General features: G+C 67.8%; 15 protein-coding genes. 4 read left to right on the top strand and 11 right to left on the bottom strand.

Features of this window, described 5'->3' with window-relative positions; all coding sequences use genetic code 11:
* Nucleotides 1–60 precede the first annotated feature (60 nt).
* From hscB to uvrB, 6 genes are all read right to left on the bottom strand, one after another.
* Entirely contained in the window at nt 61–579 is a 519-nt protein-coding gene (gene hscB / locus BP68_RS00920; RefSeq protein WP_496368144.1) for a Fe-S protein assembly co-chaperone HscB, read from the bottom strand.
* 66 nt (nt 580–645) lie between these two features.
* Nucleotides 646–969, bottom strand: a complete 324-nt coding sequence (iscA, locus tag BP68_RS00915; protein WP_496368142.1) for an iron-sulfur cluster assembly protein IscA — start codon at nt 967–969, stop codon at nt 646–648.
* A 7-nt stretch (nt 970–976) separates the two neighbouring features.
* Nucleotides 977–1,375, bottom strand: a complete 399-nt coding sequence (gene iscU, locus BP68_RS00910) for a Fe-S cluster assembly scaffold IscU (protein WP_496368140.1) — start codon at nt 1,373–1,375, stop codon at nt 977–979.
* Between the two features lie 32 nt (nt 1,376–1,407).
* Nucleotides 1,408–2,628 carry an IscS subfamily cysteine desulfurase gene (locus BP68_RS00905; RefSeq protein ID WP_496368138.1) on the bottom strand — a complete coding sequence of 407 codons (1,221 nt, stop codon included), beginning with the start codon at nt 2,626–2,628 and terminating at the stop codon, nt 1,408–1,410.
* Nucleotides 2,629–2,734: 106 nt separating this feature from the next.
* Nucleotides 2,735–3,271: a Fe-S cluster assembly transcriptional regulator IscR gene (iscR, locus tag BP68_RS00900; protein WP_313295999.1), complete on the bottom strand. Its 537-nt coding sequence runs from the start codon at nt 3,269–3,271 to the stop codon at nt 2,735–2,737.
* Between the two features lie 254 nt (nt 3,272–3,525).
* A complete protein-coding gene (gene uvrB, locus BP68_RS00895; protein WP_496368135.1) occupies nt 3,526–5,628 on the bottom strand; it encodes an excinuclease ABC subunit UvrB in 2,103 nt (700 codons plus the stop codon).
* 108 nt (nt 5,629–5,736) lie between these two features.
* Here uvrB and BP68_RS00890 point away from each other — a divergent pair, with 108 nt between their 5' ends.
* Nucleotides 5,737–6,933, top strand: coding sequence for an amino acid aminotransferase (locus tag BP68_RS00890; RefSeq protein ID WP_496368133.1), 1,197 nt, complete (start codon nt 5,737–5,739; stop codon nt 6,931–6,933).
* Between the two features lie 107 nt (nt 6,934–7,040).
* Here the strand turns inward: BP68_RS00890 and ygiD are convergent, their stop codons facing one another.
* Nucleotides 7,041–7,904 (bottom strand): 4,5-DOPA-extradiol-dioxygenase, encoded by an 864-nt coding sequence (gene ygiD / locus BP68_RS00885; RefSeq protein ID WP_496369044.1) that lies wholly within the window; start codon nt 7,902–7,904, stop codon nt 7,041–7,043.
* Nucleotides 7,905–8,099: 195 nt separating this feature from the next.
* Between ygiD and BP68_RS00880 the strand changes: the two genes are divergently transcribed.
* Both BP68_RS00880 and BP68_RS00875 read left to right on the top strand, forming a co-directional pair.
* Nucleotides 8,100–9,002, top strand: coding sequence for a CoA transferase (locus BP68_RS00880; protein WP_496368131.1), 903 nt, complete (start codon nt 8,100–8,102; stop codon nt 9,000–9,002).
* Nucleotides 8,999–9,694 (top strand): DUF1294 domain-containing protein, encoded by a 696-nt coding sequence (locus tag BP68_RS00875; RefSeq protein ID WP_496368129.1) that lies wholly within the window; start codon nt 8,999–9,001, stop codon nt 9,692–9,694. Before BP68_RS00880 ends, BP68_RS00875 begins: the two co-directional genes overlap by 4 nt.
* A gap of 65 nt (nt 9,695–9,759) precedes the next feature.
* Here the strand turns inward: BP68_RS00875 and BP68_RS00870 are convergent, their stop codons facing one another.
* The gene (locus tag BP68_RS00870) at nt 9,760–12,216 is read right to left on the bottom strand and encodes a YgiQ family radical SAM protein (RefSeq protein WP_496368127.1); all 2,457 of its coding nucleotides are present in this window, start codon (nt 12,214–12,216) and stop codon (nt 9,760–9,762) included.
* Between the two features lie 93 nt (nt 12,217–12,309).
* Complete coding sequence (gene azu, locus BP68_RS00865) at nt 12,310–12,768, bottom strand: azurin (RefSeq protein ID WP_496368125.1); 459 nt, start codon at nt 12,766–12,768, stop codon at nt 12,310–12,312.
* A gap of 182 nt (nt 12,769–12,950) precedes the next feature.
* On the opposite strand from azu, the gene BP68_RS00860 reads away from it, so the two are divergent.
* Entirely contained in the window at nt 12,951–13,532 is a 582-nt protein-coding gene (locus BP68_RS00860; protein ID WP_496368123.1) for an IMPACT family protein, read from the top strand.
* A gap of 33 nt (nt 13,533–13,565) precedes the next feature.
* Here the strand turns inward: BP68_RS00860 and BP68_RS00855 are convergent, their stop codons facing one another.
* Both BP68_RS00855 and BP68_RS00850 read right to left on the bottom strand, forming a co-directional pair.
* A complete protein-coding gene (locus BP68_RS00855) occupies nt 13,566–14,099 on the bottom strand; it encodes an ankyrin repeat domain-containing protein (RefSeq protein WP_496368121.1) in 534 nt (177 codons plus the stop codon).
* A gap of 124 nt (nt 14,100–14,223) precedes the next feature.
* Nucleotides 14,224–15,153 (bottom strand): pseudouridine synthase, encoded by a 930-nt coding sequence (locus tag BP68_RS00850; protein ID WP_496368119.1) that lies wholly within the window; start codon nt 15,151–15,153, stop codon nt 14,224–14,226.
* Nucleotides 15,154–15,256 lie beyond the last annotated feature (103 nt).

Genomic DNA, 15,256 nt, shown 5'->3' with positions numbered 1-15,256 from the left:
GAAGAAATGGTGCCGGGCAAGCCACCGTCGGGCCCAGCCGGAAATGGATCGGGATGGGCCTTATTGTCCCAGTTGCTCCCGGCGTACATCGATGTCCTGTGCAAATCGCGCAATGAACATGAGGGCTCTGACTTCGCGTGCCGCAGCGGCATAGTCCTGCTGCATGTCGATCAGATCGCCGCAGCGCGCAATGGCCGCACGGCGCTCCGCCTGCGTTTCGGCATCCAGTGCATCCAGCTGCGCCTCGCTGGCAGCGTCGTCGAGGGCCTCGCGCCACTCCATCTGCTGCATCAGGAAGGCTGCGGGCATGGCGGTGTTGTCCTCGGCCCGGATCGGTGCGCCGTGGAGTTCGCACAGGTAGGCGGCGCGGCGCAGAGGATCCTTGAGGCGCTGATAGGCCTCGTTGATGCGCACCGACCACTGCATCGCCACGCGTTGCGCGGCCGCGCCCTGGGCCGCAAAGCGGTCGGGGTGCGCCTCGCGCTGGAGCTCCTTCCAGCGCGCATCCAGGGCGTCGCGCTCCTGCGCAAAGCGGCGCGGCACGCCAAAGAGTTCGAAGTCGTCGGATTGAAGATTCATGGCAACAAAAAACCGCCAGCGCGGCGGGCGATGGCGGTCAGGGCGATGAGCGCGCTCGCCAGGCGGTCACACGCGGAAACTCTCCCCGCAGCCGCAGCGATCGCGCTCGTTGGGGTTGTTGAAGCGAAAGCCCTCGTTGAGGCCTTCGCGCACGAAATCCAGCTCGGTCCCGTCAATGTAGGCCAGGCTCTTGGGGTCGATCAGCACCTTGACGCCGTGGTTCTCGAACAGGATGTCTTCGGGCGCCTGTTCGTCCACGTACTCGAGCTTGTAGGCCAGGCCCGAGCAGCCCGTGGTCTTGACGCCGAGGCGCACGCCCAGCCCCTTGCCCCGGCGGGCAAGATAGCGGCTCACATGCCGGGCAGCGGCTTCGGTCAACGTGATAGCCATCGCGGACTCAGGCAGGCACGGCCGCGCCATGCTTGGCCTTGTAGTCGTTCACGGCCGCCTTGATGGCGTCTTCGGCCAGGATCGAGCAGTGGATCTTCACGGGCGGCAGCGCCAGTTCCTGCGCAATCTCGCTGTTCTTGAGAGCTGCCGCCTCGTCCAGCGTCTTGCCCTTGACCCATTCGGTCACCAGCGAAGACGAGGCGATGGCCGAGCCGCAACCGTAGGTCTTGAAGCGCGCATCTTCGATCACGCCGGTCTCGGGGTTCACCTTGATCTGCAGCTTCATCACGTCGCCGCAGGCCGGTGCGCCCACCATGCCGGTGCCAACCGATGCATCACCCTTGTCGAACGAGCCCACGTTGCGCGGATTCTCGTAATGGTCAATCACTTTGTCTGAGTAAGCCATGATGTGTTCCTCCTTTTCAGCTTTGTGCGTGCTCAGTGGGCAGCCCACTGGATGGTGCTCAGGTCGACACCGTCCTGGAACATTTCCCACAGGGGACTGAGTTCACGCAGCTTGGCCACGTTGTGACGGATCGTGCTGATCGCGTAGTCGATTTCTTCTTCGGTCGTGAACCGGCCGATGGTCATGCGCAGGCTGCTGTGCGCCAGCTCGTCGCTGCGGCCCAGGGCACGCAGCACATAGCTGGGCTCCAGGCTGGCCGACGTGCAGGCCGAGCCGGACGACAGCGCCAGGCCCTTGACGCCCATGATCAGCGACTCGCCTTCCACGAAGTTGAAGCTCATGTTCAGGTTGTGGGGCACACGGTGCTCCAGGTCGCCGTTGATGAACACCTGCTCGATGTCCTTGAGCCCGTCGAGCAGGCGCTTTTGCAGCGCGCGCGTCTTGGCCAGGTCCTGCGCCATCTCCAGCTTGGCGATGCGGAAGGCCTCGCCCATGCCCACGATCTGGTGCGTGGCCAGCGTGCCCGAGCGCATGCCGCGCTCATGGCCGCCGCCGTGCATCTGCGCTTCAAGGCGCACACGCGGCTTGCGGCGCACGTAAAGCGCCCCAATGCCCTTGGGACCATAGGTCTTGTGCGATGCCAGGCTCATCAGGTCCACGGGCAGTGCGCCCAGATCGACCTCGACCTTGCCGGTCGCCTGCGCGGCATCCACGTGAAAGATCACGCCCTTCTCGCGGCAAATGGCGCCCAGCAGCGGAATGTCCTGCACCACACCGATCTCGTTGTTCACGAACATCACGCTCGCGAGAATGGTGTCGGGGCGAATCGCGGCCTTGAACTTTTCGATGTCCAGCAAGCCATTGTCCTGCACATCAAGGTACGTGACCTCGAAGCCCTGGCGCTCCAACTCGCGCATCACGTCCAGCACGGCCTTGTGCTCGGTCTTCACCGTGATCAGGTGCTTGCCCTTGCCCTTGTAGAAATGCGCCGCGCCCTTGATGGCCAGGTTGTTCGATTCGGTGGCGCCGGAGGTCCACACGATCTCGCGCGGGTCCGCACCGATCAGTTCGGCCACATGGCCGCGCGCCTTTTCCACGGCCTCTTCCGCCTCCCAGCCCCAGGCATGGCTGCGCGACGCGGGATTGCCGAAATGCTCGCGCAGCCACGGAATCATCGCGTCAACGACCCGGCCGTCCACCGGGGTCGTGGCTCCGTAGTCAAGGTAAATGGGGAAATGCGGGGTCATGTCCATGGCTGGCTCAGTGAAAGGTTCTGGCTGGCTTGAGTCAGAGATCAAAAATAGTGCGGCAGCATCCACCCTATGCCAAGCTTGCGCCATGGCCGGGCGTGGTGCGCGTTCAGGACTTGGCGAAGGCGTTGCCCAGTGCGAACACCGAATTCGGCGCGTTCACGCGGATGGGCTTGACCACCGGCGTAGTGGAGATCGCACGGCGCGTGACGGGCTTGTCCTCGATCTGCACGCCCTTGGCGAGCTGATCGTCCACCAGCTTTTGCAGCGTGACGGAATCCAGAAACTCCACCATGCGCTGGTTCAGCGAGGCCCAGAGCTCGTGCGTCATGCAGCGGCCCGCCTCGCCCAGGCAGTTTTCCTTGCCGCCGCACTGCGTGGCGTCGATGGGTTCGTCCACCGAGACGATGATGTCGGCCACCGTGATGTCGGCCGCCTTGCGCGCCAGCGTGTAGCCACCACCGGGGCCGCGCGTCGACTCCACCAGTTCATGGCGGCGCAGCTTGCCGAACAATTGCTCCAGATAGGACAGCGAGATCTGCTGGCGCTGGCTGATGGCAGCCAGGGTAACGGGGCCGTTATTTTGGCGCAGTGCCAGATCAATCATGGCGGTGACCGCAAAACGGCCTTTGGTAGTGAGACGCATCGCAAGCTCCTTGTCTAGGCTTGATCGTTATAGAAACACCGCGGGTTGCCTGAATCACACCCGGGCACCGTCTCCACCCTTTCCCCGACGCGCCGCGGCAATGGCCGCAACACCCGGGGCCCTTGTTTGTTGTGGGGCTTTCTTTCTTGAGTATTTAGCGCGAGTATAGCACAAATCCCTATCGTTTTTGTCGGATAAGAAAACCGATCAGTCGCATTTTCTCCCGCAAGGTAACGACCACCCGCCCTTGCCTCTCAGCGCACGACCTGGTCGCCGCCATGGGAGCCGAAGACCCGGTCCTTGAGCTGCGCCAACTGGTCGCGCACGCGCGCCGCCTGCTCGAATTCGAGGTTGCGCGCATGTTCCAGCATGCGCTTTTCCAGCCGCTTGATTTCCCGGGCAATGTCCTTCTCCGACATCTCCTCCAGCTCCGCATGGCGCGCCGCCTCCTGCTCCAGGCGCAGCGCCTCCTGCCCCGTTTTTTCGCTGTAGACGCCATCAATCAGGTCTTTCACCTGCTTGACAATGCTGCGCGGAGTGATCCCTTGCGCCTCGTTGTGCGCGATCTGCTTGGCGCGCCGGCGCTCCGTTTCGCCGACGGCCTTCTTCATCGAATCGGTGATGCGATCCGCATACAGAATGGCCTTGCCGTGCAGGTTGCGCGCCGCCCGGCCGATGGTCTGGATCAGGCTGCGCTCCGCGCGCAGAAAGCCCTCCTTGTCGGCATCCAGGATCGCCACCAGCGACACCTCGGGAATGTCCAGGCCTTCCCTCAGCAGGTTGATGCCCACCAGCACGTCGAACGCCCCCAGGCGCAGGTCGCGGATGATCTCCACGCGCTCCACGGTGTCGATGTCGGAGTGCAGATAGCGCACCTTCACGCCGTTGTCGGTCAGGTAGTCCGTGAGCTGCTCGGCCATGCGCTTGGTCAGCGTGGTGATGAGCACGCGCTGGTTCTTGTCGGCCCGGATGCGTATCTCCTGCAGCACGTCGTCCACCTGATGCGTGGCCGGGCGCACCTCCACCTCGGGGTCCACCAGCCCCGTGGGGCGCACCACCTGGTCCACGATCTGGCCGGAATGCTCCTTTTCGTAGTCTGCCGGCGTGGCGGAGACGAAGATCACCTGCCGCATGCGCTGCTCGAACTCCTCGAACTTGAGCGGCCGGTTGTCCAGCGCCGACGGCAGGCGGAAACCGTATTCCACCAGGGTGGTCTTGCGCGACCGGTCGCCGTTGTACATGGCGCTGAGCTGGCCGATCATCTGGTGGCTCTCGTCCAGGAACATGACCGCGTCCTTGGGCAGGTAGTCGGTCAGCGTGCTCGGCGGCTCTCCGGGCTGCGAGCCCGACAGGTGGCGCGTGTAGTTCTCGATGCCCTTGCAGTGGCCCACCTCGCTGAGCATTTCCAGGTCAAAGCGCGTGCGCTGCTCCAGCCGCTGGGCCTCCACCAGCTTGCCGTCATCCACCAGCTGCTTGAGCCGCTCGGCCAGCTCGACCTTGATGGTTTCCACGGCCGCCAGCACCTTGTCGCGCGGCGTCACGTAGTGGCTGCTGGGGTAGACGGTGAAGCGCGGTATTTTTTGCTGGATGCGGCCCGTGAGCGGGTCGAACAGCTGCAGGCTCTCCACCTCGTCGTCAAACAGCTCAATGCGGATCGCCAGCTCGGAATGCTCGGCCGGAAACACGTCGATGGTGTCGCCACGCACGCGGAACTTGCCGCGGCTGAAGTCCGCGTCGTTGCGCTGGTACTGCATGCGGATCAGTTGGGCGATCACGTCGCGCTGGTTCAGGCGGTCGCCCGTGCGCAGCGTCATGATCATGCGGTGGTAGCTCTCGGGCTCGCCGATGCCGTAGATGGCCGACACCGTGGCCACGATGACCACATCGCGCCGCTCCATCAGACTCTTGGTGCACGACAGCCGCATCTGCTCGATGTGCTCGTTGATGGCGCTGTCCTTCTCGATGAACAGGTCACGCTGCGGCACATAGGCCTCGGGCTGGTAGTAGTCGTAGTAGCTCACGAAGTACTCCACGGCGTTCTTGGGAAAGAACTCGCGGAACTCGCTGTAGAGCTGCGCGGCCAGCGTCTTGTTGGGCGCGAAGATGATGGCCGGGCGACCCAGGCGCGCGATCACGTTGGCCATGGTGAAGGTCTTGCCCGAGCCGGTCACGCCCAGCAGGGTCTGGAACACCTCGCCGTCCTGCACGCCGTCCACCAGCCTGGCGATCGCCTCGGGCTGGTCGCCGGCGGGCGGGTATGGCTGGAACAGCGCAAAGGGCGAGCCGGGGAACTGGACAAACTGCCCATCGGCGCCATCGGTGGCGCCTGCGGCCGGTTCGGAGGTGACTTCATGCATGGCGGAGTAAACGGCCCGCGAGGGCGGCCGTTAAAATCGTGTATTGACCCGAAAGCCTACTCCAGCTGGGGTCACGCCGTTAGATTTCCATCCCCTCAAGGACTCTTCATGTCTCTGTTCACCGCCGTCGAAATGGCCCCCCGCGACCCGATCCTGGGTCTGAACGAACAATACGCCGCCGACCCCAACCCCAACAAGGTCAACCTGGGCGTGGGCGTGTACTTCGACGACAACGGCAAGCTGCCGCTGCTGCAGTGCGTGCAGGCCGCCGAGAAGGCCATGATGGACAAGCCCACGGCGCGTGGCTACCTGCCCATCGACGGCATCGCCGCCTACGACAACGCGGTGAAGGCCCTGGTGTTCGGCGCCGAATCCGATGTGGTCCAGTCCGGCCGCGTGGCCACCGTGCAGGCCATCGGCGGCACGGGCGGCCTGAAGATCGGCGCCGACTTCCTGAAGAAGGTCAGCCCCAACGCCACCGTGCTGATCTCCGACCCCAGCTGGGAAAACCACCGCGCCATCTTCACCAATGCTGGCTTCACGGTGGGCAGCTACCGCTACTACGACGCCGCCAACCGCAAGGTGGACTTCGACGGCATGCTGGCCGACCTGAACGCCGCAGCCGCCGGCACCATCGTGGTGCTTCACGCCTGCTGCCACAACCCCACGGGCTACGACATCACCGCCGAGCAGTGGAGCAAGGTCATCGAGGTGGTCAAGGCCAAGGGCCTGGTGGCCTTCCTCGACATGGCCTACCAAGGCTTCGGCTACGGCATCCAGGAAGACGGCGCCGTGATCGGCAAGTTCGTCGCCGCCGGCCTGAACATCTTCGTGTCCACCTCGTTCTCCAAGAGCTTCAGCCTGTACGGCGAGCGCGTGGGCGCCCTGTCGGTCGTGGCCAACGACAAGGACGAGGCCGCGCGCGTGCTCTCGCAGCTCAAGCTCGTGATCCGCACCAACTACTCCAACCCGCCCACCCATGGCGGCGCCGTGGTCGCGGCCGTGCTGAACAACCCCGAGCTGCGCGCCCAGTGGGAAAAGGAACTCGGCGAGATGCGCGTGCGCATCAAGGCCATGCGCCAGAAGCTGGTGGACGGCCTGAAGGCCGCCGGCGTCAAGCAGGACATGGGCTTCATCACCACGCAGATCGGCATGTTCAGCTACTCGGGCCTGTCCAAGGACCAGATGGTGCGCCTGCGCAACGAGTTCGGCGTGTACGGCACCGACACCGGCCGCATGTGCGTGGCCGCGCTCAACAGCCAGAACATCGACTACGTCTGCCAGTCCATCGCCAAGGTGGTCTGATCGGCCCTGGTCGGCCCCATGCAACAACCGCCTTCGGGCGGTTTTTTCATGTTTTTTTGGCCTCTAGCGCTTATACAGCAAGCGCTTGCAGCTATCAATTTTGATGATCACCCCCAGAGCATGGAGCGCATGGAGATCGACGCGGACTGAAAGCCCGTGTTGAAAAAGCGCGGCATCTCGGTGGGCAGCGCCGCGCCCGCCGCATACAGCAGCGGCAGGTAATGCTCATGGGTCGGATGCGCGAGCTGCGCCCCCTGCCCGCCCCACTGCTGGAACTGCGCCAGCGCATCCAGGCGGCCATGCTTCACGCGCTCCTGCACCTGAAAGTCGAACTCGTTGGCCCACTCGTAGGCCGCGTTGATACCGGTGCCGCGCCGCACGGCGCGCAGGTTGTGCACCACGTTGCCGCTGCCCACGATGAGCACGCCGCGCTCGCGCAGGCTGCGCAGCTGCTGGCCCAGCGCATAGTGCTCCGCCGGCGGGCGGCCGTAGTCCATGCTGAGCTGCAGCACCGGAATGTCGGCCGCCGGAAACATGGGCTTGAGCACCGACCAGGTGCCGTGGTCCAGCCCCCACTCGCCCTCGTCCACCCCCAGCGCCTTCGCCGTGTCGGGCGCGCGCAGCTCCTGCGCCAGGCCGCGCGCCACGGCGGGCGCGCCCGGGGCCGGGTACTGCTGCTCGAACAGCTCGCGCGGGAAGCCGCCGAAGTCGTGGAGGGTCTTGGGCGCCGCCATGCCCGTCAAATACCAGCCGCCGCGCGTGAGCCAATGGGCCGACACGCACAGGATGAGCTGCGGCCGCTGCTCTCGCGCCAGCAGCTCGGCCCCCAGGTCCTGCCAGGCGCGGCGCCAGGCGTTGTCCTCGATCGCATTCATGGGGCTGCCATGGCCCAGGAACAGCACGGGCATGCGCGGCGACGGGCGCAGCGCCTCCAGCAGCGGCAAGGCGGCGGCATCGGTCGAAGGGCTCATGAAGACTCCGGGAAGGGCGGCCAGTCCGGCCAGGGCGGCAAAGGTGCGACGCTGCATGGTATGGGGGTGGTGGGGCAGATGGGCCAGCGGGGGGGAGGCAGCGGATTTGTTTGTATAACCGCAGGGTCGGAGCGCCCACCGGGCCCGAAGTTCCGGCGCCGCGCCACAGCCTCCATTCCCATCCACCCATTGCCGATGACCACCCCGCCCCTGCAGCCCCTGCTCCACACCCGCATTCTCAGCCTGGCGCTGAACCTGCCCGGCCCCGCCGCCCTGCTGCGCTGCCAGCGCATGGGCGCCGAATGCACCAAGCTCGAACCGCCCGCCCCCGCCGGCCACGCCAGCGCCGACCCCATGGCGCTCTACAGCCCCGGCGCCTACGCCGCCATGCACGCGGGAGTGCGGGTGCTGCAGGCCCACCTCAAGACCGACGCGGGCCAGGCCGCGCTGCACGCCGAGCTGGAGCGCACCGACGTGCTCATCACCTCCTTTCGCCCCTCGGCGCTGGCCAAGCTCGACCTGGGCTGGGAGGCGCTGCAGGCGCGCTACCCGCGCCTGTCGCTGGTGCGCATCGTGGGCGCCGCGGGCGCGCGGGCCGAAGAGGCCGGGCACGACCTGACCTACCAGGCCGAGGCCGGCCTGGTCACCAGCACCGCCATGCCGCCCTCGCTCTACGCCGACATGGGCGGCGCCCTGGTGGCCAGTGAGGCCGTGCTCCAGGCCCTGCTGGCGCGCGCGGCCAGCGGGCGCGGCGTGTGCATCGAGGTGCCGCTGGCCGACGCCGCCCAGTGGCTGGCCCTGCCCCGCCACTGGGGCCTGACCACGCCCGCGGGCGACACCGGCGGCGCCCACGCGGGCTACCGCGTCTACCCCTGCGCCGACGGCCTGGCGGCCCTGGCCGCGCTGGAGCCGCACTTTGCCGCCCGCCTGTGCGAGGCCGCCGGCCTGCCACCCGACGCCGACCCGCGCGCCGCCGACACCCACGCGGGCATTGCGCGCTTCATGCAGGGGCAGAGCCGCGCCGCGCTGGACGCGCTGGCCCAGGCCCGCGACATTCCGCTGTTCACCCTGCCCGGCGGCACGGGCGCCGGCGCATGAGCGCGCAGGGCACCGTCCGCCGCTGGGAGGCGGACAAGGGCTTCGGCTTCATCCAGGGCGCCGGCCACAGCAACGTGTTCTTCCACATCCGCGACTTTCGGGGGCCGGCCGCGCCCGCCGTGGGCATGGCCGTGGAATACGAAGAGATCCAGGTCGGCGGCAAGGGGCCGCGCGCCATGCAGGTGCGCCCGCGCTCCGCGCAGGCCGCGCGCGCCACCGCAGCCAAGGCGGCCAACACACGGCCGGGGCGCGCCACGCCACGCACCCAGGCGGCCGCCCAAGGCCGCACACGCCATGCGTCCGCACCTGCACCCGCAACTGGCAGCGGCCTGGCCGCCGTGCTGATGGTGCTGTGGCTGGGCCTGCTGGCCTGGGGCGTCGCCAGAGGGGCGCTGCCGCTGTGGCTGCTGGGCGCGCTGGCCGCGCTCAATGCGGCCACCTTCCTGGCCTATGCGATCGACAAGGGGGCGGCCCAGCGCGGCGCCTGGCGCATCAGCGAAAAGCAGCTGCACCTGCTGGCCCTGCTGGGCGGCTGGCCCGCGGCCTGGTGGGCGCAGCAGGGGCTGCGCCACAAGTCGGCCAAGGCGGAGTTTCGCGCCGTGTACTGGGTCACCCTGCTGCTGAACTGCGCGGGGCTGGCGGCGCTGGTGTGGCAGCCCGCCCTGGCGCACCCACTTTTGCTACTTTTTTAATAGCTATCAGCGCTTGCCAGACAAGCACTGGAGGCCCAAAACCCTCAATAACCCAGGATTCCGGCTCAGGACCTGCCGCCCCGTCCCGCCGGGCGCTTGGGCGCAGGCTTGGCCTGGGCGCCGGCGCGCGGTGGCAGGCCCGTGTGCTGGGTGAGCATCTGGCCGGGCCGGGGTTCGTTGCGGCGAAAGCGCACGTCGCCCTGCGGCTCCTGGCTGTCCTGCGGGCGGCGGCGCAGCGCCACGGCCTTGCCGTCCTTGTTGATGGCATAGCCCAGCCCGCCGCCCTTGGCCTTGGGCGCCCCGCCGCCCTTGGCGCCGCCGGCGTTGCCGGTCAGGGGCTGGAAGGTGGGGATCAGGTGCTGCTTGCCGTTGCCGATCAGGTCGGCGCGGCCCATGCTTTTCAGCGCCTCGCGCAGCAGCGGCCAGTTGTTCGGGTCGTGGTAGCGCAGGAAGGCCTTGTGCAGGCGGCGGCGCTTTTCGCCGCGCACGATGTCCACGGTTTCTTCATCCCGGTCGCGCATCTGGCGGCGCACCTTGGTGAGTGTGTTGCGACCGCTGTGGTACATGGCCGTGGCCGTGGCCATGGGGCTGGGGTAGAAGGTCTGCACCTGATCGGCGCGAAAGCCGTTCTTCTTGAGCCACACGGCCAGGTTCATCATGTCCTCGTCGCTGGTGCCCGGGTGCGCGGCGATGAAGTACGGGATCAGGAACTGCTTCTTGCCCGCCTCCTCGCTGAACTGCTCGAACAGCTGCTTGAAGCGGTCGTAGGTGCCGATGCCCGGCTTCATCATCTTGGACAGCGGCCCGGCCTCGGTGTGCTCGGGCGCGATCTTGAGGTAGCCGCCCACATGGTGCTGCACCAGCTCCTTGATGTACTCGGGCGACTTCACGGCCAGGTCGTAGCGCAGGCCCGAGCCGATCAGGATCTTCTTGATGCCCGGCAGCTTGCGCGCGCGGCGGTAGATGTTGATCAGCGGGGCGTGGTCGGTGTGCAGGTTCTGGCAGATGCCGGGGAACACGCAGCTGGGCTTGCGGCAGGCGGCCTCGATCTGCGGGTCGCGGCAGCCCAGGCGGTACATGTTGGCCGTGGGGCCGCCCAGGTCGGAGATGGTGCCGGTGAAGCCCTTGACCTTGTCGCGGATGTCCTCGACCTCCTGGATGATCGAATCCTCGGAGCGGCTCTGGATGATGCGCCCCTCGTGCTCGGTGATGGAGCAGAAGGTGCAGCCGCCGAAGCAGCCGCGCATGATGTTGATCGACGCGCGGATCATCTCCCACGCGGGAATCTTGGTCGCTCCGTCGTGGCTGCCGCTCTCGTCGGCGTACTGCGGATGCGGGTTGCGCGCATAGGGCAGGCCGAACACCCAGTCCATCTCGGCCGTGGTGAGCGGAATGGGCGGCGGGTTCAGCCACACGTCGCGCGCCGTCGCGCCCTCGCCGTGCGCCTGCACCAGCGCGCGGGCGTTGCCGGGGTTGGTCTCCAGGTGCAGCACGCGGTTGGCGTGGGCATACAAGATGGGATCGCTCTTGACCTGCTCATAGCTGGGCAGGCGCAGCACGGTCTTGTCGCGCGGCGGCTGCCGGCCCTTGGCGCGCAGCGACAGGTTGGGCACGAACTGGATCGGCTGTTCCAAGCCTTTTTGGCCTGCAGCGCTTGTCTGCAAAGCGCTGAAAGCTCCTGAATCAGGAGCATCCTCCTTCGAGCAGCTCTGGCCCTGGGCCGCGGCCTGCTCGCTGGTGGTCATGTACGGGTTGATGTGCGCCTCGACCACGCCGGGCTCATCCACCTCGGTCGAGTCCAGCTCGAACCAGCCCTCCTCCGACGCCCGGCGCACGAAGGCCGTGCCGCGCACGTCGGTGATGCTCTCCACGGGCTGGCGCTGGGCGATGCGGTGGGCCACCTCGACCAGCGCGCGCTCGGCGTTGCCGTACAGCAGGATGTCGCACTTCGCGTCCACCACGATGGAGCGGCGCACCTTGTCGCTCCAGTAGTCGTAGTGGGCGATGCGGCGCAGCGAGCCCTCGATGCCGCCCAGCACGATGGGCACGTCCTTGTAGGCCTCGCGGCAGCGCTGGCAGTAGACGATGGCCGCGCGGTCCGGGCGCTTGCCGCCCACGTCGCCGGGGGTGTAGGCGTCGTCGCTGCGGATCTTGCGGTCCGCCGTGTAGCGGTTGATCATGGAATCCATGTTCCCCGCCGTCACGCCCCAGAACAGGTTGGGCTTGCCCAGCGCCTTGAAGGCCTCGGCGCTCTGCCAGTCGGGCTGGGCGATGATTCCCACGCGAAAGCCCTGGGCCTCCAGCACGCGGCCGATCACGGCCATGCCGAAGCTCGGGTGGTCCACATAGGCATCGCCCGTCACCAGGATGATGTCGCAGCTGTCCCAGCCAAGCTGCTCCATCTCCGCCCGGCTCATGGGCAGGAACGGCGCCGTGCCAAAGCGCTTGGCCCAGTACGGGCGGTAGCTGGTCAGGGGCTTGGCGTTGCGGGGAAAGAAGGAAACGTCGATGGGGGCGTTCATGGGCGGGCCTGCAGGGCGGGGCCGGGCATTGTAGAAGCCGGGCGCCAATCGCGCTGGGGCGGCCCCGATCAACCCCGCGGCCCGTGGGCGTGCCTACTTGGCCAGGGTCAGCGTCCCCTTCATGAGCGCCAGGTGGCCAGGAAACGAGCAGAAGTAGCTGTAGGCCTCGCCCGCCTTCAGGGCGCCCGTGGCGAAGGTCACCGCATCGGACTCCCCGCCGCCCACGACCTTGGTGTGGGCCAGCACGCGGGCATCCCCGTCCTTCACGTAGTTCTTGGCCGGCCCGGCCGCAATGCCGTCGGTGACCACGCCCTGCATGTCGGCCGTCCTGGCCAGCACCCAGTTGTGGCCCATGGACGTCTTGGGCAGCTTGCCCGCGTGCTTGAGCCTGACGGTGAACTGCTTGCAGCTCGCGGGCACGCTTATGCTGGATTGGTTGAACTGCATGGCGTCGTTGCCCTCGATCTCGGCGGTGCAGTCCGCCGCCCAGACAGCGGGAACGGACGCGCCCGCCAGCAGGGCCAGGGCCATGTGCTTGCAGAGTTTCTTCATGGTGTGTTCTCCTTGGTGCAGGCCCCGCCCCGCCGATGCGCGCCCGGGGGCCGTATGCCACGCGGCCCGGGCACGCGCGGGGCGCGGCACCGCAGGTATCGCGCCATTGGCCCCGGACATCAAGCCACCGGATGTAACCGACGCAAGGCGGGTTTTCCGCTGGGGTAAGCTCGCGGGCCCCCATGCCGCACACCCTTCACGCCCCCGTCCACAGCGAACTCGTCATCAAGAAAAGCCGCTTCATCGGCTGCGTGCAGCCCATGGCCGACCGCGCCGCCGCCCAGGCCGTGGTGCAGGAGCTGTGGCGCCAGCACCCGGGCGCGGCCCATGTGTGCTGGGCGCTGCTGGCCGGCGGCCAGTCGGCCGCGGTGGACGACGGCGAGCCCAGCGGCACGGCCGGGCGGCCCATGCTGGACGTGCTGCGCCACCAGGACCTGGAGGGCGTGCTGGCCACCGTGGTGCGCTACTTCGGCGGGGTCAAGCTGGGCGCCGGCGGCCTGGTGCGCGCCTATACCGACACCGTGGCCCAGGCGCTGCTGCAGGCCGACAAGGTGCCGCTGCAGCGCATGTGCATGCTGCAGTGCAGCGTTCCCTACGCCCTGGAGGGCCTGCTGCGCCGCGAGATCGAGGCCGCTGGCGCGCAGCTGCTGGAGGTGGGCCACGCCTCGCAGGTCACGCTGCACCTGAGCCTGCCGCAATCCCAGGTCGACGGCTTCGTGGCGCGCATCAACGACATCGGCCAGGGGCGCGTGGCCTGGCTCTGAGGGCCGGCGCCGCCCGGCGAACAGCGGATGGCCTCAGCCCACGCCCTGCGCGCCCGGCGCCGGCTGCAGCAGGGCCGCGGCCGCCTGCGCGTTCATGGCCAGGGCGCAGCCCAGCGCGGTGTTGCCCTGGGCGTCGGCCAGCCCGGCATTGGCGCCGCGCTCCAGCAGCAGCGCCACCACCGCCGGGTGGTTGAACAGGGCGGCGAACATCAGCGGCGTGCGTCCGTCGGGCGAAGGCCCGTCCACCGCCGCGCCGCCGTCGAGCAGCAGGCGCGCCATGTCCGCGTCGCCCTTGAAGGCCGCGCCGGCCAGCGGCGTCTGGCCGCGCCCGTTGACCAGCCCGGCGTCGGCGCCGCGGGCCAGCAGCAGGCGCGTGGCGTCGGCATGGCCGTGGTAGCTGGCCAGCATCAGCAGGCTGTCGCCCTTGGCGTTGCGCAGATCGGGCGGCAGGCCGTTGTCCAGCCACTGGGCCAGGCTGGCGGCATCGCCGCTGCGCGCGGCGTCGAAGACACGTTCGGCAAAGGCCAGCGTGGCTTCGTCCAGTGCGGGGCGTTCGGGCGTGGACATGGGCACTCTCCTGGGTGGTGATGGGCCGATTGTAGAAAGCCGGCCCCACGCCGGCGCCGCATTTTCGCTATTGCTTTGATAGCTTGAAACGCCTACTGGTAAAGCGCCGCATGCGCTTTTCGCCTCAATTCCCTGCGGCCCCGCTCCCCAGGCCACGCAACGCCAGGCGGCTTTCGAAGCGCCGCCGCGCCCCCGTCACCGGATCGTCGAACTCCAGCAGGCGCGCCAGCAGCTGCAGCGGGTTGGAGTAGTCGCCCTCGGGCGGGTCGTTCACCTCCGGGTAGAACGCGTCGCCGCGCAGCGGCAAGCCCAGGGCCGCCATGTGCACGCGCAGCTGGTGGCGCTTGCCCGTGACAGGCTCCAGCCGGTAGCGCGCCCAGGGGGCGGCCACCTCCAGCAGCTCCATGCGCGTATGGGAATTGGGCTCGCCCGGCACCTCGTGCATGCGAAAGAACTGCGGGCTTTCCTCCATGCGGCTGATGTGTTCGCGCGGAAAGCGCAGCCCGGGCTGCCAGGGCGCCACGGCCTCGTACACCTTGCGCACCGCGCGGTCGCGAAACAGCGCCTGGTAGCGGCCCCGCGTCGCGCGCTGTACCGAAAACAGCACCAGCCCCGCCGTATCGCGGTCGATGCGGTGCACGGGCGAGAGTTCGCGCAGCCCCAGCTTGCGCTTGAGGCGCACGAGCAGCGTGTGCTGCAGGTAGGCGCCCGTGGGCACCACGGGCAGGAAATGCGGCTTGTCGGCCACCAGCAGGTGTTCGTCCTGGAACAGCACGGTTGCCTCGAACGGAATTGCGGCCTCGTGCGGCAGCTCGCGGTAGTAGTAGTAGCGCACGCCGGGCGCGAAGGGGCTGCGGGCCGTGGCCGGCGTGCCGAACTCATCCACCACCTCGCCCGCGTCCATGCGGCGCTGCCAGTCCTGGCGCGGCACCGCCGGCAGGCGCTGCGCCAGGAAGTCCAGCAGCAGGCCCTGCCCGGCCGACGGCAGCACCACGCAGCTGGGGTTGACCCCATCGCGCATTGGCAGGACGCGGGGGTCGTGGCTGTTGTGCATGGGGCAGGCATTGTAGTGACTGCGCCGGCAGCCGCCCACCTCTCAAATGCTATTTATTTAATAGCTAATAGCGCTTTATTGGCGGGCTGAAATGGCGATTTCT

Source organism: Diaphorobacter oryzae DSM 22780 (assembly GCF_059568935.1).
This window is presented reverse-complemented; position numbering and strand designations above follow the sequence as displayed.